At 52.7% G+C, this 19,086-nt stretch carries 14 protein-coding genes and 1 pseudogene; 11 read left to right on the forward strand and 4 right to left on the reverse strand.

Annotated features, from left to right (window positions below; translation table 11 throughout):
- Positions 1–2: 2 nt before the first annotated feature.
- The 3 genes from dnaC (at position 3) to opgB (ending at position 3,824) form a co-directional block, all read left to right on the forward strand.
- A complete protein-coding gene (gene dnaC / locus HV314_RS21600) occupies positions 3–740 on the forward strand; it encodes a DNA replication protein DnaC (protein WP_016155623.1) in 738 nt (245 codons plus the stop codon).
- Between the two features lie 70 nt (positions 741–810).
- A complete protein-coding gene (locus HV314_RS21605) occupies positions 811–1,302 on the forward strand; it encodes a DUF2501 domain-containing protein (RefSeq protein WP_016151586.1) in 492 nt (163 codons plus the stop codon).
- A gap of 230 nt (positions 1,303–1,532) precedes the next feature.
- Positions 1,533–3,824: a phosphatidylglycerol--membrane-oligosaccharide glycerophosphotransferase gene (gene opgB / locus HV314_RS21610; RefSeq protein WP_080859406.1), complete on the forward strand. Its 2,292-nt coding sequence runs from the start codon at positions 1,533–1,535 to the stop codon at positions 3,822–3,824.
- A 106-nt stretch (positions 3,825–3,930) separates the two neighbouring features.
- On the opposite strand, the gene HV314_RS21615 is transcribed toward opgB, so the two are convergent.
- Together HV314_RS21615 and HV314_RS21620 are read right to left on the reverse strand one after the other, a co-directional pair.
- Positions 3,931–5,376: a tagaturonate reductase gene (locus tag HV314_RS21615; protein WP_181546674.1), complete on the reverse strand. Its 1,446-nt coding sequence runs from the start codon at positions 5,374–5,376 to the stop codon at positions 3,931–3,933.
- A 13-nt stretch (positions 5,377–5,389) separates the two neighbouring features.
- A complete protein-coding gene (locus HV314_RS21620; protein ID WP_019078308.1) occupies positions 5,390–6,412 on the reverse strand; it encodes a zinc-binding alcohol dehydrogenase family protein in 1,023 nt (340 codons plus the stop codon).
- 137 nt (positions 6,413–6,549) lie between these two features.
- On the opposite strand from HV314_RS21620, the gene HV314_RS21625 reads away from it, so the two are divergent.
- From HV314_RS21625 to HV314_RS21635, 3 genes are all read left to right on the forward strand, one after another.
- The gene (locus HV314_RS21625; protein ID WP_016151582.1) at positions 6,550–7,464 is read left to right on the forward strand and encodes a GntR family transcriptional regulator; all 915 of its coding nucleotides are present in this window, start codon (positions 6,550–6,552) and stop codon (positions 7,462–7,464) included.
- Between the two features lie 211 nt (positions 7,465–7,675).
- Entirely contained in the window at positions 7,676–9,037 is a 1,362-nt protein-coding gene (locus HV314_RS21630; RefSeq protein ID WP_016155619.1) for an MFS transporter, read from the forward strand.
- Between the two features lie 52 nt (positions 9,038–9,089).
- Positions 9,090–9,605, forward strand: a complete 516-nt coding sequence (locus HV314_RS21635) for a GNAT family N-acetyltransferase (RefSeq protein WP_109017583.1) — start codon at positions 9,090–9,092, stop codon at positions 9,603–9,605.
- A gap of 39 nt (positions 9,606–9,644) precedes the next feature.
- On the opposite strand, the gene tsr is transcribed toward HV314_RS21635, so the two are convergent.
- On the reverse strand, positions 9,645–11,306 hold the full coding sequence (tsr, locus tag HV314_RS21640) for a methyl-accepting chemotaxis protein (RefSeq protein WP_181546676.1): 1,662 nt from the start codon (positions 11,304–11,306) through the stop codon (positions 9,645–9,647).
- 191 nt (positions 11,307–11,497) lie between these two features.
- Between tsr and HV314_RS21645 the strand changes: the two genes are divergently transcribed.
- From HV314_RS21645 to HV314_RS21665, 5 genes and pseudogenes are all read left to right on the forward strand, one after another.
- On the forward strand, positions 11,498–12,040 hold the full coding sequence (locus HV314_RS21645) for a hypothetical protein (protein WP_016151578.1): 543 nt from the start codon (positions 11,498–11,500) through the stop codon (positions 12,038–12,040).
- Between the two features lie 289 nt (positions 12,041–12,329).
- Positions 12,330–14,480, forward strand: coding sequence for a pyruvate/proton symporter BtsT (gene btsT, locus HV314_RS21650; protein WP_003830033.1), 2,151 nt, complete (start codon positions 12,330–12,332; stop codon positions 14,478–14,480).
- Between the two features lie 49 nt (positions 14,481–14,529).
- Positions 14,530–14,724: a YbdD/YjiX family protein gene (locus tag HV314_RS21655; protein WP_003830038.1), complete on the forward strand. Its 195-nt coding sequence runs from the start codon at positions 14,530–14,532 to the stop codon at positions 14,722–14,724.
- A 12-nt stretch (positions 14,725–14,736) separates the two neighbouring features.
- Positions 14,737–15,693, forward strand: coding sequence for a GTPase (gene yjiA, locus HV314_RS21660; protein WP_115191028.1), 957 nt, complete (start codon positions 14,737–14,739; stop codon positions 15,691–15,693).
- An 80-nt stretch (positions 15,694–15,773) separates the two neighbouring features.
- A pseudogene (locus tag HV314_RS21665) lies at positions 15,774–16,748 on the forward strand (type I restriction endonuclease subunit R); the annotation flags it as partial.
- A 113-nt stretch (positions 16,749–16,861) separates the two neighbouring features.
- Here the strand turns inward: HV314_RS21665 and HV314_RS21670 are convergent.
- Complete coding sequence (locus HV314_RS21670) at positions 16,862–18,961, reverse strand: GmrSD restriction endonuclease domain-containing protein (protein ID WP_181548119.1); 2,100 nt, start codon at positions 18,959–18,961, stop codon at positions 16,862–16,864.
- Between the last annotated feature and the right edge of the window lie 125 nt (positions 18,962–19,086).

Consider the following 19,086-nt stretch of genomic DNA (forward strand, 5'->3'; position numbering starts at 1 on the left):
CGATGAAAAACGTTGGCGACCTGATGAAACGTCTGCAAAAAATGATGCCGGCTAATGTCGAGCCAGCCTTTAAAACGGGCGAGGAGCTGCTGGCATGGCAAAAAGAGCAAGGTGAAATTCGCGCCGCAGCGCTGGCCCGTGAAAACCGGGCTATGAAAATGCAGCGCACATTCAACCGTTCCGGTATTCGTCCACTGCATCAGAACTGTTCGTTCGATAACTATCGGGTGGAATGCGAAGGTCAGATGAACGCCCTGAGCAAAGCTCGCCAGTACGTTGAAGAGTTTGACGGCAACATCGCCAGCTTTATTTTCTCTGGCAAGCCCGGCACCGGCAAAAACCATCTGGCCGCCGCTATCTGCAACGAACTGCTGCTGCGCGGCAAATCGGTGCTGATTATCACCGTTGCGGACATTATGTCAGCCATGAAAGATACCTTCAGCAACCGTGAAACCAGCGAAGAACAGCTACTCAACGATCTCAGCAATGTCGATTTGCTGGTGATCGACGAAATCGGCGTGCAGACCGAATCCCGCTATGAAAAGGTGATCATCAACCAGATCGTCGATCGCCGCTCGTCTTCAAAACGCCCGACCGGTATGTTGACCAACAGCAATATGGATGAAATGAACAAACTGCTGGGCGAGCGGGTAATGGACCGTATGCGCCTTGGCAACAGCCTGTGGGTGATTTTTAACTGGGAAAGCTACCGTAGTCGGGTAACCGGTAAAGAGTATTAACGTATTAGGACCACTCCTAAGACTGCCGGCGCTATACTGCGCTGAAAAGGCATAACACGAGTTGCATATAATGATGAAAACAACCAAACGTCTGCTGTGCTGTGCGCTTGCCGCCAGCACGCTCATCTCGACCAGCGTTTTCGCCGCCTCCTGGCAGGATTCGCTCTCCAGCGCGGCCAGCGAACTGAGCAAACAAAGCTCCGGATCGCAGGGCGGCTCGTCGCTCTCTTCCCTGACCAGTCTACTGAATGGCAGCAATCAGTCGCTGACCTCCAGCAGCATGAATAACGCCGCCGGAATCCTGGAATATTGCGCGAAACAGAAACTGGCCTCGGTCACCGACACGCAGAACGTCAAAAACCAGGTACTGGATAAACTGGGCCTCAGCGCTCCGGAGCAGAAACAAGACACCAACTATATGGACGGCATTCAGGGGCTGCTCAACGCCAAAGATGGTCAACAACTGGACCTGAACACAATTGGCAACAGCTCGCTGGCGAAGCAGGTAAAAACCAAGGCCTGCGATCTGGTGTTAAAACAGGGTATGAACTTCATTTCCTGACGCACGACATGCCGCGTATACCCTGCGCGGCATCAACCTGCTCCCCATAAAATTCACACGTCAAATAATCAGTAAATCCCCCGCAAAAAACACGCATATCTAAACCAATTCTGAATAACAACGTAATTTAATGTCACTACAATTGCAGCAATGCAACATCGCTATTACATTGTGCTTTCCCCAAATCATTAGCCTGCCAGGCGTTTGCCCGGTTTACTGAGGATCGATCGTTGTCAGAACTCATCTCCATTACTCTGTTTCTCGCTTCAGTGCTGATTTACGCCTGGAAAGCGGGTCGCAACACCTGGTGGTTTGCTGCCACGTTAACGGTGCTGGGGATTTTTATTGTCTTGAATATCACGCTGTATGCCAGTGACTATTTCACCGGCGACGGTATCAATGACGCGGTTCTGTACACGCTGACCAATAGCCTGACCGGCGCGGGAATTGGAAAATATATCTTACCTGGCGTCGGGATTGCGCTGGCCCTGACGACCGTTTTTGTCGCTCTCGGCTGGATTCTGCGCCGCCGTCGCCATCATCCGCATCATGTGGGTTACAGTCTGCTGGCCCTGCTGCTGGCGCTGGCCTCCGTAGACGCCAGCCCGGCGTTTCACCAGATAACCGAACTGGTAAAGTCGCAGTCGCGCGATGGCGATCCGGATTTCCCAACCTATTATAAAGAGCCGTCAAAAACGATTCCCAACCCGAAGCTGAATCTGGTTTATATCTATGGCGAAAGCCTCGAGCGCACCTATTTTAACAACGACGCGTTCCCGGATCTGACCCCGGAACTCGGTGCGTTGAAAAACGAAGGGCTGGATTTCAGCAATACCATGCAACTGCCGGGTACCGATTACACCATCGCTGGCATGGTCGCCTCCCAGTGCGGTATTCCGCTGTTTGCGCCGTTTGAAGGTAACGCCTCGGCATCGGTCTCCAGCTTCTTCCCCAACAATATCTGTCTGGGCGATATCCTGAAAAACTCCGGCTATCAAAACTACTTTGTGCAGGGAGCCAACCTGCGCTTTGCCGGCAAAGACGTGTTCCTGAAATCTCACGGTTTTGATCATCTGTACGGTGCGGAAGAGTTAAAAAGCGTGGTTGCGGACCCGGCCTATCGCAACGACTGGGGCTTCTACGACGATACCGTGCTGGATGAAGCGTGGAAAAAATTCGAAGAGCTTTCGCGTTCAGGCCAGCGCTTTTCACTGTTTACGCTGACCGTGGATACCCATCATCCAGATGGATTTATCTCACGTAGCTGCAACCGTAAACGTTATGACATCGACGGGAAGGCCAACCAGTCCTTCAGCGCGGTCAGCTGCAGCCAGGAAAACATTGCCGAATTTATCAATAAGATCAAAGCCTCACCGTGGTTCAAAGATACCGTTATCGTGGTTTCTTCCGATCATCTGGCGATGAACAACACCGCATGGAAGTATCTGAACAAGCAGGATCGCAACAACCTGTTCTTCGTGCTGCGCGGCGACCAGCCACAGCAGGAGACGCTGGCGGTGAAGCGTAACACGATGGATAACGGGGCAACGGTACTGGATATTCTCGGTGGCGATAACTTTATCGGTCTTGGCCGCAGCAGTTTGTCGAGCGAATCCGTGTCTGAAGTGTTCCTGAACATCAAAGAAAAAATGCTGGCGTGGAAGCCCGATATCATTCGCCTGTGGAATTTTCCGAAAGAGATGAAAGAGTTCACCGTCGACCAGGACAAAAACATGATCTCTTTCTCCGGCAGCCATTTCCGCCTGCCGTTGTTGCTGCGCGTATCGGACAAACGCGTCGAGCCGCTGCCGGAAAGCGAATACTCGGCCCCGTTGCGCTTCCAACTGGCAGATTTCGCGCCGCGAGATAACTTTGTCTGGGTTGATCGCTGCTACAAAATGGCGCAGCTATGGGCCCCGGAGCTGGCGCTCTCCACTGACTGGTGCGTATCGCAAGGCCAGTTAGGCGGACAGCAAATCGTGCAGCACGTAGACAAAGCCAAATGGAAAAGTAAAACCGTGTTTAAAGACACGGTGATCGACATGGAGCGCTACAAAGGTAACGTTGATACGCTGAAAATTGTCGATAACGACATTCGCTACAAAGCCGACAGCTTCGTCTTCAACGTGGCGGGCGCGCCGGAAGAGGTTAAACAGTTTAGCGGCATTTCACGCCCCGAATCCTGGGGACGCTGGTCCAATGCGCAGCTCAGCAAAGAGGTGACCATCGAGTACAAGGCCCCGCTGCCGAAGAAATTCGATCTGGTCATTACAGCGAAAGCCTTCGGCGACAACGCCAATCGCCCTATTCCCGTACGCGTTGGCCACGAGGAACAGACGCTGGTGTTAGGCCATGATGTCACTACCACTACCTTGCATTTTGATAACCCGGCGGATGCCGATACGCTGGTGATTGTCCCGCCCGATCCGGTCGCCACCAACGAGGGCAATATTCTCGGCCACTCGCCGCGTAAACTGGGGATCGGGATGGTTGAAATCAAAGTGGTCGCTCAGGGCTCGTAATATGAAATGGCTGATGGCGCTTCGCTTATCAGTCTTACAGCTAGCCGCATTTATTGTCTGAAAAAAAAACAGCGCCCAACACCACACCGGGCGCTGCATGGCAACTTTATTCCAGACTTTTCACTGCCTGGCGCATACCCTGCACCAGAATCATTTCCAGGTTTGCCGTCACCTGCCCGGCAAGCCCGGGCAGCAACGTCAAATCTTCACCCCAGTGCGCCGCATCGCCGAGCACAGTATCCACCAGTTCACGCAGCGTTAAATCTTTGCCAACTCGCGGCCACAGACTGGCATACAGGCTAACCCACTGCTCATCATCCTGTATCGGATAGCGTTCTCCCTCCCGCTCTGCGCGATAAAACGCCAGCAGCGCGGCGAGGGCGAACGTTAACCGCACGGGCCAGCGCCCATTTTGCTGGCCCGCCAGCAGTTGCGGCAAAATTCGGGTACGGAATTTGGTCATCCCGTTAAGCGCAATGGAAAGCAACTGGTGACGGATGTAGGGGTTTTGAAAACGCCCGCTCACCGCGTCGGCAAATTCACGCAGTTCATCCGCCGGGAGATCCAATACCGGTATAATTTCCTCGCTAATCGCCCGCTCGACAAAATGGCGGACATCGGCATCCTGCATCGCTTCGCCGACGGTCTCCAGACCACACAGCCAGGCCACCGGCACCAACGCCGTATGCGCGCCATTGAGAATGGCGACCTTACGCTCTTTGTACGGTTTAATATCGCTCACTACCCGAATGTTCAGCGGGCACTGCGCCAGATTCAGCTCCTCGGCCAGCCACTGCGGCCCCTGAATCACAAACAGGTAAAAATGCTCCGCGGTATCGAGAAACGCATCGTGATAGCCAAGCGTAGCTTCCAGCGCGGCGGCTTCTTCTCGCGGGTAGCCGGTGACAATGCGGTCGACCAGCGTGGAACAGAAGGTGTTTGCCGTCGTCACCCAGTCGGCAAACGCCGGGGGAAGCTGCCACTCCTGCGCATACTGCAGTACCAGCGTTTTGAGCGCCTCACCGTTATAGTCGATAAGCTCGCACGGGATAATGACCCAGCCCTTATCCACTGCGCCCTCAAAATGATTAAAACGTTCCAGCAGCAGACGCGTCAGTTTAGCCGGAAAGCTTACCGGCGGCGCATCATCGACCCGGTCTGCCGCGTGATAGCTAATTCCGGCTTCGGTGGTATTTGAAAACACAAAGCGAATATCCGCATTGTGGGCCAGCGCCAGATACGCCGCGAAGTCCTGATACGGATTGATTTCGTTATTCACGGAACGGATAAGCCGCGCCTCGCTCACCGCTTCGCCCTGCGCGTTTAGCCCGCGAATAAGCGTGGTGTACAACCCATCCTGAGTATTCAGCGACGGTGGAAAATCGGTATTGATCGGGCGAACGATGGTCACGCCAGCGTTCAGAAAGGTTTGCTCGTTGAGGATATCCAGTTGCCAGTCGACAAACGCCCGCAGGAAATTCCCTTCACCAAACTGGATCACGCGCGTTGGGTAGCTGGCACCCGGAAAATCACGTCGATTCAATGTCTTCATCACATTTACCCTCTCAGAACGTGATCACGCCTTTAATCAGTTCACGGTTGTTAATCACATCCCGTTCGTAGATTTCCGCCAGTGTGGCAAACGCGTAACGGTGCGTGAGCATCATGTCGGCGGTCAGTTTGCCTTCCGACATCAGGCGGCCCACCTTGGCGAAATCTTCCGGTGTGGCGTTGCGACTGCCCATCATGGTGGTCTCTTTCTTGTGGAACTCCGGATCGGAGAACTGCAAATCGCCTTTGAATAGCCCAACGAAAACAATGCTGCCGCCATGGCGAATCAAATTCACCGTGTTGTTCATCGCATGCTGATTGCCCGTGGCATCAATAACCTTTTGCGCCAGCGAACCGCCAAACTGGTCACGCAGTTGCGCATCAAAATCTTCAGCAGACGGATCGATAACCGGGAGCCCCAACCGGGAAACCACATGCTCCCGGCGAGCCGGACTGGTATCGGCGACCACCACCTGTGCGCCATCGGCTTTGGCAATCGCCGCCGCGCCCAGACCAATCGGACCGGCACCGACCACCAGCACCTGCTCACCCGGAGCCACCGCCGCCCGGCGTACCGCATGCGCGCTAATGGCATAAGGCTCAATCAGCGCCGCCGCCTGCGGATCAATTCCCTGCGCATCCAACAGGTTGGTGACCGGTACGGACAGGTATTCGCTGAAGCCGCCATCCTGATGCACGCCAATCACCGAAATCTTCTCGCAGCAGTTAGTGCGCCCGCTCAGACAGGCCGGACACTGCTGGCAGGCCACGTAAGGAATAACCGCCACCTGCTGACCATTTTTCAAATTCTGTATATTTTTGCCCAGCCCGACAATTTCCCCACATATTTCATGACCCAGTACACGTGGATAGCTGAAAAATGGTTGATTGCCGCCCCAGGCATGAATATCGGTACCGCAAATCCCGACTGATTTAATTTTTATTAATGCTTCACCCTCACCCGGAATAGGTATTTCACGCTCTTTCCAGACTAATTTTTTAGGTTCCTGGCAAATCAACGTATTCATCGTAGACATGATTCTGCTCTCCTGTTTTTTTGTTGCCTCAGATATCAACGAAAATAAAAAAGCCGGAGAAAGCAGAAACACAATCTGTGAATCCCAGCGCATAAAAATGTTTTAAATCGGGTTTTAATACGCAAAAAGGAGAAGCCATGAGCCGTTCACAGAACTTACGCCACAATGTGATTAACCAGATAATCGATGATATGGCGCGTGGTCATATCCCTTCCCCCCTCCCGTCGCAAAGCGCGCTGGCGGAGATGTACAACATCAGCCGCACCACCGTGCGCCATATGCTGAGCCACTTAGGCGAGTGCGGCGTGCTGACCCAGGTCGGCAGCCACTATGTCATCGTACGTAAACCCGACCATGACGACGGTTTTGCCTGTACCACCGCCTCCATGACTGAGCAAAACCGGATTTTTGAGCAGGCTTTTTTCACCATGATCAACCAGCGTCAGCTACGCGCAGGGGAGAGTTTCTCCGAACTACAGCTTGCCAGAGCTGCAGGGGTCAGCCCGGTGGTGGTGAGAGAATATCTTTTAAAATTCGAACGTTACAATCTGATCAAAAACGAAAAACGCGGCCATTGGAGCATGAAGCAGTTCGATCAGGCCTATGCGGAACAGCTGTTTGAACTCAGAGAGATGCTGGAAACCCATTCCCTGCAGCATTTTCTCAATCTGCCCGACGATGACCCGCGCTGGCTGCAGGCTAAAACACTGCTGGAGCGTCACCGGGTCCTGCGCGACAGCATCGGCAGCAGCTTTCGTATGTTCTCGCAGTTAGACCGTGAGTTTCATGCTTTACTCCTCTCCGCAGCGGATAATATATTTTTTAATCAATCACTTGAAATCATCTCCGTGATTTTCCACTTTCATTATCAGTGGGATGAAAGCGACCTCAAGCAGCGCAATATCATTGCCATTGATGAGCATATGACCATCCTCAGCGCACTGATTTGCCGCAGCGACCTGGATGCCACCCTGGCGCTCTGTAACCATTTGAATTCAGCCAAACAATCGATGATTCGCTCCATCAACCAAAGCCATAGCGCCGCTCATTAAGTACCGATAAAAAACAGCAAACCATTACCGGGAGCACGATTTTATAAAAATAAAAACGCCGGAAAAATACCGCTTGCCTATGCTCACGCTAAGTCGACTGCATTAAAAACTTTTGTGAGCGGTGATGAGCAAATTGATTCATCACTGGTATTTTTCAATACTGCACAGCCCGGCTGTGTGAAAATAAATTATTGAGGTTCAGGAGTCCGGCGTGGAAAAAAATAATATTACCCTCGACCCGAGTTCTTCGTTTGGCACGTCGTCATCTGCGGATATTAACGTTCCGCCTGAGGGCATGGTGCAACGCAGTAGCCGAATAAAACGTATTCAGACCACAGCAATGATTTTATTATTTTTTGCTGCGGTGATTAATTATCTCGACCGCAGTTCACTGTCGGTCGCCAACTTAACGATTCGTGAAGAACTGGGGCTGAGCGCCACGCAAATCGGCGTACTGCTGTCAGTGTTTTCTCTCGCTTACGGTATTGCACAGTTGCCCTGCGGCCCGCTGCTGGATCGCAAAGGTCCGCGCATTATGCTGGGGCTGGGGATGTTCTTCTGGTCGCTGTTTCAGGCGATGTCTGGCATGGTTCACAGCTTCACTCAGTTTGTGCTCGTGCGTATCGGGATGGGGATCGGCGAAGCGCCCATGAACCCGTGCGGCGTAAAGGTCATCAACGACTGGTTTAACATCAAAGAGCGCGGTCGCCCAATGGGATTATTCAACGCCGCTTCCACCATCGGTGTTGCCATTAGCCCACCGATTCTGGCTGCCATGATGCTGGTGATGGGCTGGCGTTGGATGTTTATTACCATCGGCGTGCTGGGTATTTTCCTCGCCATCGGCTGGTACATGCTGTATCGCAACCGCGAGCAGATTGCGCTGAGCGCTACTGAACAAGCGTATCTGAACGCCGGTAGCGTCAATGCCCGCCGCGATCCGCTGAGCTTTGCCGAATGGCGCAGCCTGTTCCGCAACCGCACTATGTGGGGCATGATGCTGGGCTTTAGCGGCATCAACTACACCGCATGGTTATATCTGGCATGGCTGCCAGGCTACCTGCAAACCTCCTACAACCTGGATTTAAAAAGCACCGGATTAATGGCGGCGATCCCATTCCTGTTTGGCGCAGCCGGCATGTTAATTAACGGTTTTGTCACCGACTGGCTGGTGAAAGGCGGTATGGCACCGATTAAGAGCCGTAAGATTTGTATTATCGCCGGGATGTTCTGTTCTGCGGCCTTCACTTTCATCGTGCCGCAGGCCACAACGTCGATGGCCGCCGTCTTACTGATCGGTATGGCGCTGTTCTGTATCCACTTCGCCGGCACCTCGTGCTGGGGCCTGATCCACGTAGCCGTCGCCTCACGCATGACCGCCTCCGTGGGCAGTATCCAGAACTTTGCCAGCTTTATCTGCGCGTCGTTTGCACCAATCGTCACCGGATTTATTGTTGATACCACCAACTCTTTCCGTCTGGCGCTGATCATTTGTGGCTGCGTCACCATGGTGGGAGCCCTCGCCTACATCTTCCTGGTGCGCCAACCCATCAGCGATCCGCGTAAAGATTAATCCTCATGATGCCCGATAACACCGCGCTTATCGGGCATGTTATGCTCGACAAATGAACATCACCTTACGCTCCACCACTCTGGCAGAAACTGCCGCTCTTCCCGCCATCGAACGATCTGCGGGTCAACGTTTTTTACTCATCCCCGAACTGGCGTGGATTGCTGACGACCAGACTATATCAGTTGACCAGCATCGGGCATTTGCCGCTGCTGGCATGAGCTGGCTGGCGCAAGTCGACGAGCATCCGGTCGGTTTTTTAGTTGCCGAAACGCTGGGGTCATCGCTGTTTATTGCTGAACTTTCACTGCATCTGGAGTGGCAGGGAAAAGGTATTGGTCGCAGATTGATTGGCTATGTTGCCGAACAGGCGCGCGAGAAAGGTTATACATCGCTCACGCTGACCACCTTTCGCGATGTGCCGTGGAATGCGCCATTGTACGCACGATTGGGGTTTGAAATGCTGGCTGACGAGACGCTTCCTGCACTGCTGCGCCAGAAAAGAGAAGACGAAGCGGCGCACGGGCAGACGTACGAACTACGCTGCGCCATGCGCCTGATGCTGCGTTAATTGCCCGCGGGCGGCTACGCCTTATCGGGCATTACCAACTTAGAACGTTTCCCAGTTATCCCCGGCATCCGTTACCGCAGCTTTACGCGGCTGGACCGTTGAAACTGGTTTAGCAGCAACAACGTCACGCGCGCGCTGTTGGTCATGCTGAATACGGAACACGGCAACGGCCTGGGTCAGACGGCTGGCCTGCTCTTCCAGCGCCGCAGCGGCGGCGGCGGATTCTTCCACCAGCGAGGCGTTCTGCTGCGTCACACGATCCATCTCTGCAACGGCCAGACCGACCTGGTCGATACCGCGGCTCTGTTCATCAGAAGCAGAGGCGATTTCACCCATGATATCGGTCACGCGGGTTACCGCATTGACGATCTCATCCATGGTTTCACCAGCGCTTTCTACCAGCGTTGAACCCACATCCACACGGCTGACCGAGTCTTCAATCAGGCTCTTGATCTCGCGCGCGGCCTGCGCACTACGCTGGGCCAGGTTACGAACTTCACCCGCAACCACTGCAAAACCACGACCCTGCTCGCCCGCACGCGCGGCTTCTACCGCGGCGTTGAGCGCCAGAATATTGGTCTGGAAGGCAATGCCGTCGATGACGCTGATAATGTCGGCGATTTTCTGCGAACTGGAAGCGATGTCGCGCATGGTTTGCACCACGTTATCCACCACTTTGCCGCCTTTCTGCGCGGTTTCAGAAGCGCTCAGGGCCAGATGGCTAGCCTGACGCGCGTTTTCGGCGTTCTGCTTCACGGTCGCCGTCAGTTGTTCCATGCTGGCTGCGGTTTCTTCCAGAGATGCAGCCTGCTGCTCGGTACGCGAGGAGAGATCGTTGTTGCCCATCGCAATCTCGCTGGCCCCGCTGTAAATCGCGTTGGCACCGTTACGCACATCACCCACGGTGTTCATCAGCTCACCCTGCATATGACGCAGACTTTCCGCCAGTTGGCCAATCTCGTTGGAACCTTCCACCTCAATACGCTTCACCAGGTCGCCGCTGGCGATATGACGAATGCTGTCGATCAGACGGTTCATTGGGGAGATAAGAGTCAGTTTGATGCCGAACCAGACCGCAATAATTGCCGCCAGTACGGTAATCAGCACGCAGACCAGTACCCACATCGCCTGGCTGTAAGAGCTGTTGTTATCTGCTACCGCAATGTCATACAGGTGATCGTTCTGCTGCATGTAGTTGATGTATGTCTTCTCAAAACCATCCTGATAGCTCTGCGTGGGTTGATCAAAGAACGCATTGATCTTCCCGTCACCCAGTAACTGGATCAGCTCCGCCAGCGCGCCGTGATAGATGTCATAGGTGCGGTTGATCTCCTGGAACGCGGCTTCGCTTTGACGCGGATCGCGCGGGAGCGACTCGTAAATCGCCCAGTTTTTTTCCGTCAGTTTCAGCGCCGTGCTGGCTACCTGCATCAGCTCAGCAACGGTCGCACCGCTGCCGATATTGTTCTGATCCATCATGTAGCGAATACCCGCCCGGTTCAGGGTATTACGCGTTTGCAGCAGCTCAACCCAGGTGGCGTTCAGCGCAGACTGTTGCTGGCGAATGGTTTGCAGAACGGTAAAGTTCTCTTTGTCATTCTTAAGTGAGTTAAAAAACAAGCCGCCGGAGGCGAGCTGTAAAAGGCCAAATAGCGCCAATACCAGCAGTAAGCTGGTAACAATCTTCATTCGTTTTAACATGTTTTCTCTTTCCGCTAGACAGATACTCTGGTTTTCGGCCTGGAAAGAGAAAACTTTATGGTGTCAGCAATTGCCACAGAATTATCGTTTTCACATTAAATCTCGTTCCCTATGACAAATTACGCAAAAAATTTGTCGTTCCGTTGCACCTTAGGTGTAGGATTCCCGTTTTTTAAGGAAAGGATGCTTCTATGTTGAATCGCGATTTTGATCACCTATCCACTCTCGCACACCACTTTTTTGAACGTGAAGATGTTCGTCAAAAGCTCAATATCATCGATCAGTACAACATCTCCGGTTGGGAAGTGTGGATGCAGATAGAATTTGCCAATCTGTTGGCTTCGACGGGTCATGAATGGTGGCGTGAACAGACCCTCGCTTGCGATCTGCGGAAAAATCCACAGCGTTTGTCTGTGCGTGCAGATTTCTTATTGCGGAAAAAAGGCTGGACGCAGGACAGCTACATTGCGCTTGAGCTCAAGCAGAACCAGGATCCGACAAGCTGCGTCAGAAATATGATTGCGGATTTGGTTAAAAGCGCAAAAATCAAACGTTCGGAATTAGAGCTACGTAGCTTCTGGACGTTAGGAGTAACGCCCCGCATAGACAAAGAGCGCCTCGATGAACTGATTGACTATTATCTGGATGAAAAATATTACCTGACTAAATCACGTAAGAAACATGTGTTGCTTAAAGACATCGAACAAACGCCTTACTGTTATATCGTAATCTAAGTACCTCAGTGAGCTGTTTCGTCAGTTAGAAAACACGGCATGTAGATGGGCGAACGCTATAATGCCGTGATCTCAATCACATAAATTCCCCCACTCCCCCCCATTGCTTACCGCTCACTGACACTTGGGACCGCTTAAGCTGACATACAACCGCTCACTTATTTACCTTACTTTACGCGCGTACTTCTCTGGCAAGATCCCCCCAACATAGCAGTCAATTTACCTCCTCAAACACAAGATCAAACCCACGCGGCTTCGGCCAATTATTAATTAGATACCAGGTTTTACTATGGATACGAAAAAGATATTCAAGCACATACCCTGGGTGATTCTCGGAATCATCGGTGCATTCTGCCTCTCGGTAGTGGCATTACGTCGGGGTGAGCACATCAGTGCCCTGTGGATCGTGGTCGCCTCAGTTTCTGTTTATCTGGTGGCCTATCGTTACTACAGTCTGTACATCGCCCAAAAGGTGATGAAACTTGACCCGACGCGTGCCACGCCGGCGGTCATCAACAATGACGGTCTGAACTACGTTCCAACCAACCGTAACGTATTGTTTGGCCACCACTTTGCCGCTATCGCAGGTGCGGGTCCGCTGGTTGGGCCGGTACTGGCCGCGCAGATGGGCTATCTGCCCGGTACGCTGTGGCTGCTGGCGGGTGTCGTGCTGGCCGGTGCGGTGCAGGACTTCATGGTGCTGTTTATCTCTTCACGCCGTAACGGCGCATCTCTGGGTGAGATGATCAAAGAAGAGATGGGCCCGATCCCGGGAACCATTGCGCTGTTCGGCTGCTTCTTAATCATGATCATCATCCTTGCGGTACTGGCGCTGATCGTGGTGAAAGCGCTGGCTGAAAGCCCGTGGGGTGTGTTCACCGTCTGCTCAACCGTACCTATCGCGCTATTCATGGGGATCTACATGCGATTCCTGCGACCGGGTCGTGTGGGCGAAGTGTCAGTGATTGGTATTGTGCTGCTGGTTGCGTCTATCTACTTCGGCGGCGTGATTGCTCACGACCCGTACTGGGGCCCGGCGCTGACCTTTAAAGACACCACCATTACCTTTACCCTGATCGGCTACGCGTTTATCTCTGCGCTGCTGCCGGTATGGCTGATCCTCGCGCCGCGCGACTATCTGGCTACCTTCCTGAAAATCGGCGTTATCGTCGGTCTGGCGGTGGGGATTGTTATCCTCAACCCGGAACTGAAAATGCCGGCGATGACTCAGTACGTTGATGGTACTGGTCCGCTGTGGAAAGGCGCTCTGTTCCCGTTCCTGTTCATCACCATCGCGTGTGGTGCGGTATCTGGCTTCCACGCGCTGATCGCTTCTGGTACCACACCGAAGCTGCTGGCCTGTGAAACCGACGCGCGCTTTATCGGTTACGGCGCCATGCTGATGGAATCCTTCGTGGCGATTATGGCGCTGGTTGCTGCATCTATCATCGAACCGGGTCTGTACTTCGCAATGAACACCCCGCCTGCGGGCCTTGGCATCACCATGCCGAACCTGCATGAAATGAGCGGCGAGAACGCCCCGCTGATTATGGCGCAGCTGAAAGACGTAACCGCACATGCGGCGGCGACCGTCAGCTCCTGGGGCTTCGTCATTTCGCCTGAGCAGATCCTGCAGACCGCGAAAGACATCGGTGAACCGTCCGTTCTGAACCGCGCAGGTGGCGCGCCGACGCTGGCCGTTGGTATCGCTCACGTGTTCCACAAAGTGCTGCCGATGGCTGATATGGGCTTCTGGTACCACTTCGGTATTCTGTTTGAAGCACTGTTCATCCTGACCGCACTGGATGCCGGTACCCGTTCTGGCCGCTTTATGCTGCAGGATTTACTGGGGAACTTCGTTCCGTTCCTGAAAAAAACCGACTCTCTGGTTGCGGGTATCATCGGTACTGCGGGCTGCGTAGGCCTGTGGGGTTACCTGCTGTATCAAGGCGTTGTTGACCCGCTGGGCGGCGTTAAGAGCCTGTGGCCGCTGTTCGGTATCTCTAACCAGATGCTGGCTGCCGTGGCACTGGTTCTGGGCACCGTGGTACTGGTTAAAATGCAGCGCACCAAATACATCTGGGTTACCGTTGTTCCGGCAGTATGGCTGCTTATCTGCACCACCTGGGCGCTGGGTCTGAAACTGTTCAGCACCAACCCGCAGATGGAAGGCTTCTTCTTCATGGCGAATCAGTACAAAGAGAAGATTGCTAACGGCGGCGAACTGACCGCTCAGCAGATTGCCAACATGAACCACATCGTCGTCAACAACTACACCAACGCAGGCCTGAGTATTCTGTTCCTGGTGGTGGTGTACAGCATCATTTTCTACGGGTTCCGTACCTGGCAGAAAGCCCGCGCCATCAACGGTCGCTCTGATAAAGAGACGCCGTATGTACCGGTGCCGGAAGGCGGCGTGAAGACCTCTTCACATCACTAACCGTATTCAGCCCCGCTTCGGCGGGGCTTTTCGCTTATCAGGATTGTTTATGTTTGGTACTTTAGGTCAGGCAAAAAAATACCTCGGTCAGGCGGCAAAGATGCTGATTGGCATTCCGGACTACGACAACTACGTCGAGCACATGAAGACCAACCATCCCGATAAGCCGTACATGACCTACGAAGAATTCTTCCGCGAGCGCCAGGAAGCCCGCTACGGTAGCGGCGGAAGCAGTTGCTGTTAGAAGGAGAAATGAATGACCCCGATTGCAGTTACCCTACTCACCGGTTTTCTTGGCGCGGGTAAAACCACCCTGCTGCGCCATATTCTCAACGAGCAGCACGGCTATAAGATTGCCGTTATCGAAAACGAATTCGGCGAAGTCTCGGTGGACGATCAGCTGATTGGCGACCGCGCCACGCAGATCAAAACCCTGACCAACGGCTGCATTTGCTGTACCCGCTCCAGTGAGCTGGAAGACGCACTGTTAGATCTGCTCGACAACCTCGACAAAGGCGCCATCCATTTCGACCGTTTGGTGATCGAGTGCACCGGCATGGCCGACCCCGGCCCGATTATTCAGACCTTTTTCTCCCATGAAGTGATTTGCGAACGCTACCTGTTAGACGGTGTGATTGCGCTGGTTGACGCGGTACATGCCGACGAGCAGATGAACCAGTTCACCATAGCCCAGTCGCAGGTGGGCTACGCTGACCGCATCCTGCTGACCAAAACCGACGTGGCGGGTGAAAGCGAGAAACTGCGTGAGCGCCTGGCGCGCATCAACGCCCGTGCCCCGGTGTATACCGTCACGCATGGTGATATCGACCTCTCCTTGCTGTTCGATACCAACGGTTTCATGCTCGAGGAGAACGTGGTCAGCGCCAAACCACGCTTCCACTTTATCGCCGATAAGCAAAATGATATCTCCTCGATCGTCGTCGAGCTGGATTACCCGGTAAACATCAGTGACGTGTCGCGGGTAATGGAAAATCTGCTGCTGGAATCCGCCGAGAAGCTGCTGCGCTACAAAGGCATGCTGTGGATTGACGGCGAGCCGAACCGCCTGCTTTTCCAGGGCGTTCAGCGTCTGTACAGCGCCGACTGGGATCGCCCGTGGGGCGACGAACAACCGCACAGCCTGCTGGTGTTTATCGGCATTAACCTGCCGGAAGACGAGATCAGAGCCGCGTTTGCGGGATTGAAGAAGTAACCCTCATTCTGGATTGCCCGATGGCGCGCAGCTTTCGGGCCTACAATTCCCCACCATGTCTCAAAACCTACGCCCACAGACCGGACAAGATCCTCATCGTGTTCCAGCCTTATTACCAGACGGCGGAACTGACCGACGTCAGCAGTCCGCAGTAAGTGTTAGATTTGTTTGAAAAACTGCGTGCCACGCAGATTTTCCAGTGGAATGAAGTGGAGCAATTCTGCATAGCATTCTTCAGCAAAAATAAATCCAACGCGGCAATCAGCAATATTTGCAAACCGGCGGTCGAACGCTGGAAAAAGCGCTACGCCCTGGCAATCGATGCTTACCTGATGGCAAAAGAGATGTTTGAGCGCACCAAAAAAACAAGCGATACGGTATTAATTACCAATGCGGAAAATAGCTTTAACGCCTGCAAGCAGGAAAAAGATCGTCTGGAGATTTTCAAGAAAGATCTTGGCAGTTTTGTTCGCTTCTACGAGTTTATGTCGCAGATCGTCGAGTACGATGACAAAGATCTGGAGAAACTAAGCCTGTTTGCCCGCCATCTGCGCCCGCTGTTGCATGAGCAACATCTGGAAGAGGACGAGATTGATCTCAGTAACGTGGAGATAAGCCACTATCGCTTATCAAAGATCCACGAACAACATCTGAAACTACAAGAAGATGATGCGAAATATACACTTGATCCCAGTAACGACGTGGGTACGGCAAAACCAAAAGACAAGAAAGAGGAATTTCTGTCGCATATTTTATCGCGAATGAATGAACTGTTTATCACCGACCATCTGACGGATAAAGATATGCTCAGCAGCGCAATGACCGTGTTTAATAAAATCACTGAGAATGAAACGGTGATGAAACAAATCAGGAATAACAGTCCCGAGCAGGCAATATTAGGCGGTTTTTTCAAGGCGGTAGACGACGCGGTGATGGACAGTGACGAAGCGCGACAAGAATTTATGCTGCAGTATTTATCGAACCCGCAGTGCGCTAAGGGCTTTGCCCGCCTGATGTTTGATATGGCGACGGGGCATTTCGCGTTGCCTGCTTAAGGTTTTGATCATTGCCGGATGGCTTATCCGGCCTGATTTATATTTCTTATCAATAGTGACTTATGCGAGTCGTTATCCCCGGCAGCCTCCATGCTGCCGGTGTTACGCCGAGGCTATACCACCGCACTATCCATCTGTTTTTCAAATGCCTGGCGAATCAGCCCCATCACATACGGTAGCTGGGCAATATCGCTGAAACCGACCTCTGCATCACCATTGCCCCAACGACCAAGATCCGTTACGTCTTTCGCCATCCCTTTCGGATCGACCAGTTCATGGAACGGCATATTCAGCGACAGGCGCAACCGGCTTTTCTGCGGTACGACATCCACAAAATTGGTCTCCGCCTTGAAGGCGATATACAGCTTCAGCACTTCCTGTGTGATACTCGCATCCAGCTTTAAAATCTCTGGTGCCAGTTGGTCAAATAGCATCCGGCTATGTGAGCCGACCTCCAGTTGATGGAAATCCGTCAGACTGTAGTTCATCGCTTTTTCAGGCTGCTGACGATAGCCATCAAGAACATCTTCATCCAACTCAGGAGCACTCCAGACCTGAACGGCACGCTTCGCCAGCCGCTCAGCCCGAGCATCCATCGCCGCTTCATCCCACTTCTCGCACTGCCCTAATCCGGCGTTTAAATGCAAAGGGCTTTCTTTAAAGCCGCCATCAATATCGCGTTTTTCCACAAAGGCTTTATCGCTATAACGGGAGTTATAGCCGGTTAACGTCAGGTTTCCCAACGTATGTAGCCGCTCTTTATGTACCCGCTGCCAGTCGCTGCCCAGCTCTTCACGCCATTTTGCCGACAGATTTTCATTCTGCGGCATAATATGTTCAATCGTATATTCATCCACCGCCACGCGCTCTTTGCGCCCGTAATTTTCCAGGCGGCGTAGCCAGTAACTACGGCTACGGAAGTTATACAGATCGCGCTCTTTTAACTTGTGGCTAAATTCATCGTTGTCCGGGAAACGTCTATAGCTCGGCAGTTCCAGTAAATGCGCCTGAATACTTTCCAGATAGTTTTCTTTATCCAGTACTCTATAAAATGTGGCGAAGGTCTTGTTCAGCGAGTTGGTGGGAATAGCGCACACCGCGCGGCGGAAAACATACGACTCAACCAGGCGTATCGCACTCAGAAAATCATCGTGTGATAAATTGCCCTCCCGGTAATCGTGGTACAGCACCAGCAGGAACGGATAAGCAACATCAACCTTTAACTCCCGTAAATCCTGAAACGCTATAGCAAGTTGCTTATCGCTCTCTTTCCCCAGCGCCATCGCACAGAAATATTCCGCATAGCGCTGAATATCCGCTACCAGCGCATCCACACCCTCTTCGGCAATAGCTTGGCTACGCGCATGTAACTTAAATGCTTCATAAACTTCATCGGTCCTAGGAATATCCCCCGTTTTGACCGTCAGATAATGACGCATAAAGCTGTCAAAATATTCGCTATAGCCTTTCTGACCAAAAGCAATTTCCATCGGTCGCCAGTGGTCGTCATACAGCCGCGTCTGATGTTCCGGCTCCAGCCCCATCAGGATATAATTACGCACCAAATCAGCCTGGCTGAGCGCTTTGCCCGTTGAGTTCATACTTTCAAAAATTAGCTGTGGATTATCCTGCCCGCGATTCAGTGCCACATCGACAATCAATAGCTTTGATAGCCCACGACACAGCGAAATCAAGTCATCGCCTAATTTGCTGATTTGTTCATCGAAGAAGTTAAAATTGGCCTCAATCCGCTGCGAACCGTTTTCAGGCAGCGGCTTTTGTTTAATCAGCGCCAGCAGGCTATCTTTATCCGTCTCCGTCAGCAACAACTTGTATCCCCGCTCTCCGGACTCGTAAGGGTTGAGCAAATAGTAATTGCGCAACTTCATGGCGGAGAAACCATCAATCAACTCTTCATCGCCAAGATGACGGGATAACGCCTCAAGGAGTAACATCGCCGTCGTCAGGCGCTGTTGACCATCAATAACCAGTAACGGAGAAATCCCCGAAACCTGATACAAACCTTGCTCAATATAAACGACGGAGCCAATAAAGTGGGCCGAAATATCGTCACGTTGTCCGGCACGGAGAATATCGTCCCAAAGCTGACGACATTGCTGCTCAGACCATGAATAGGTTCGTTGATAGATGGGAATAACAAATTGCTGTGAGCGTTTGAGAAAATCGAGTAATCGGGCTTCTGTAGCTTTCATCCTGATAATAATCCTTCCATGAAGCAAAAGTGCTTCAATAATACTCCCTTCGTTGGCAGAACCAGGAGCAATTTCTCCCAGTCCTTCCTCTTCCATCGCCCCACCACAAACGAGGTCGCCACAAA

The sequence above is a fragment of the Citrobacter sp. RHBSTW-00887 genome (assembly GCF_013728095.1).
In the GTDB taxonomy this organism is placed as follows: Bacteria; Pseudomonadota; Gammaproteobacteria; order Enterobacterales; family Enterobacteriaceae; genus Citrobacter; species Citrobacter braakii.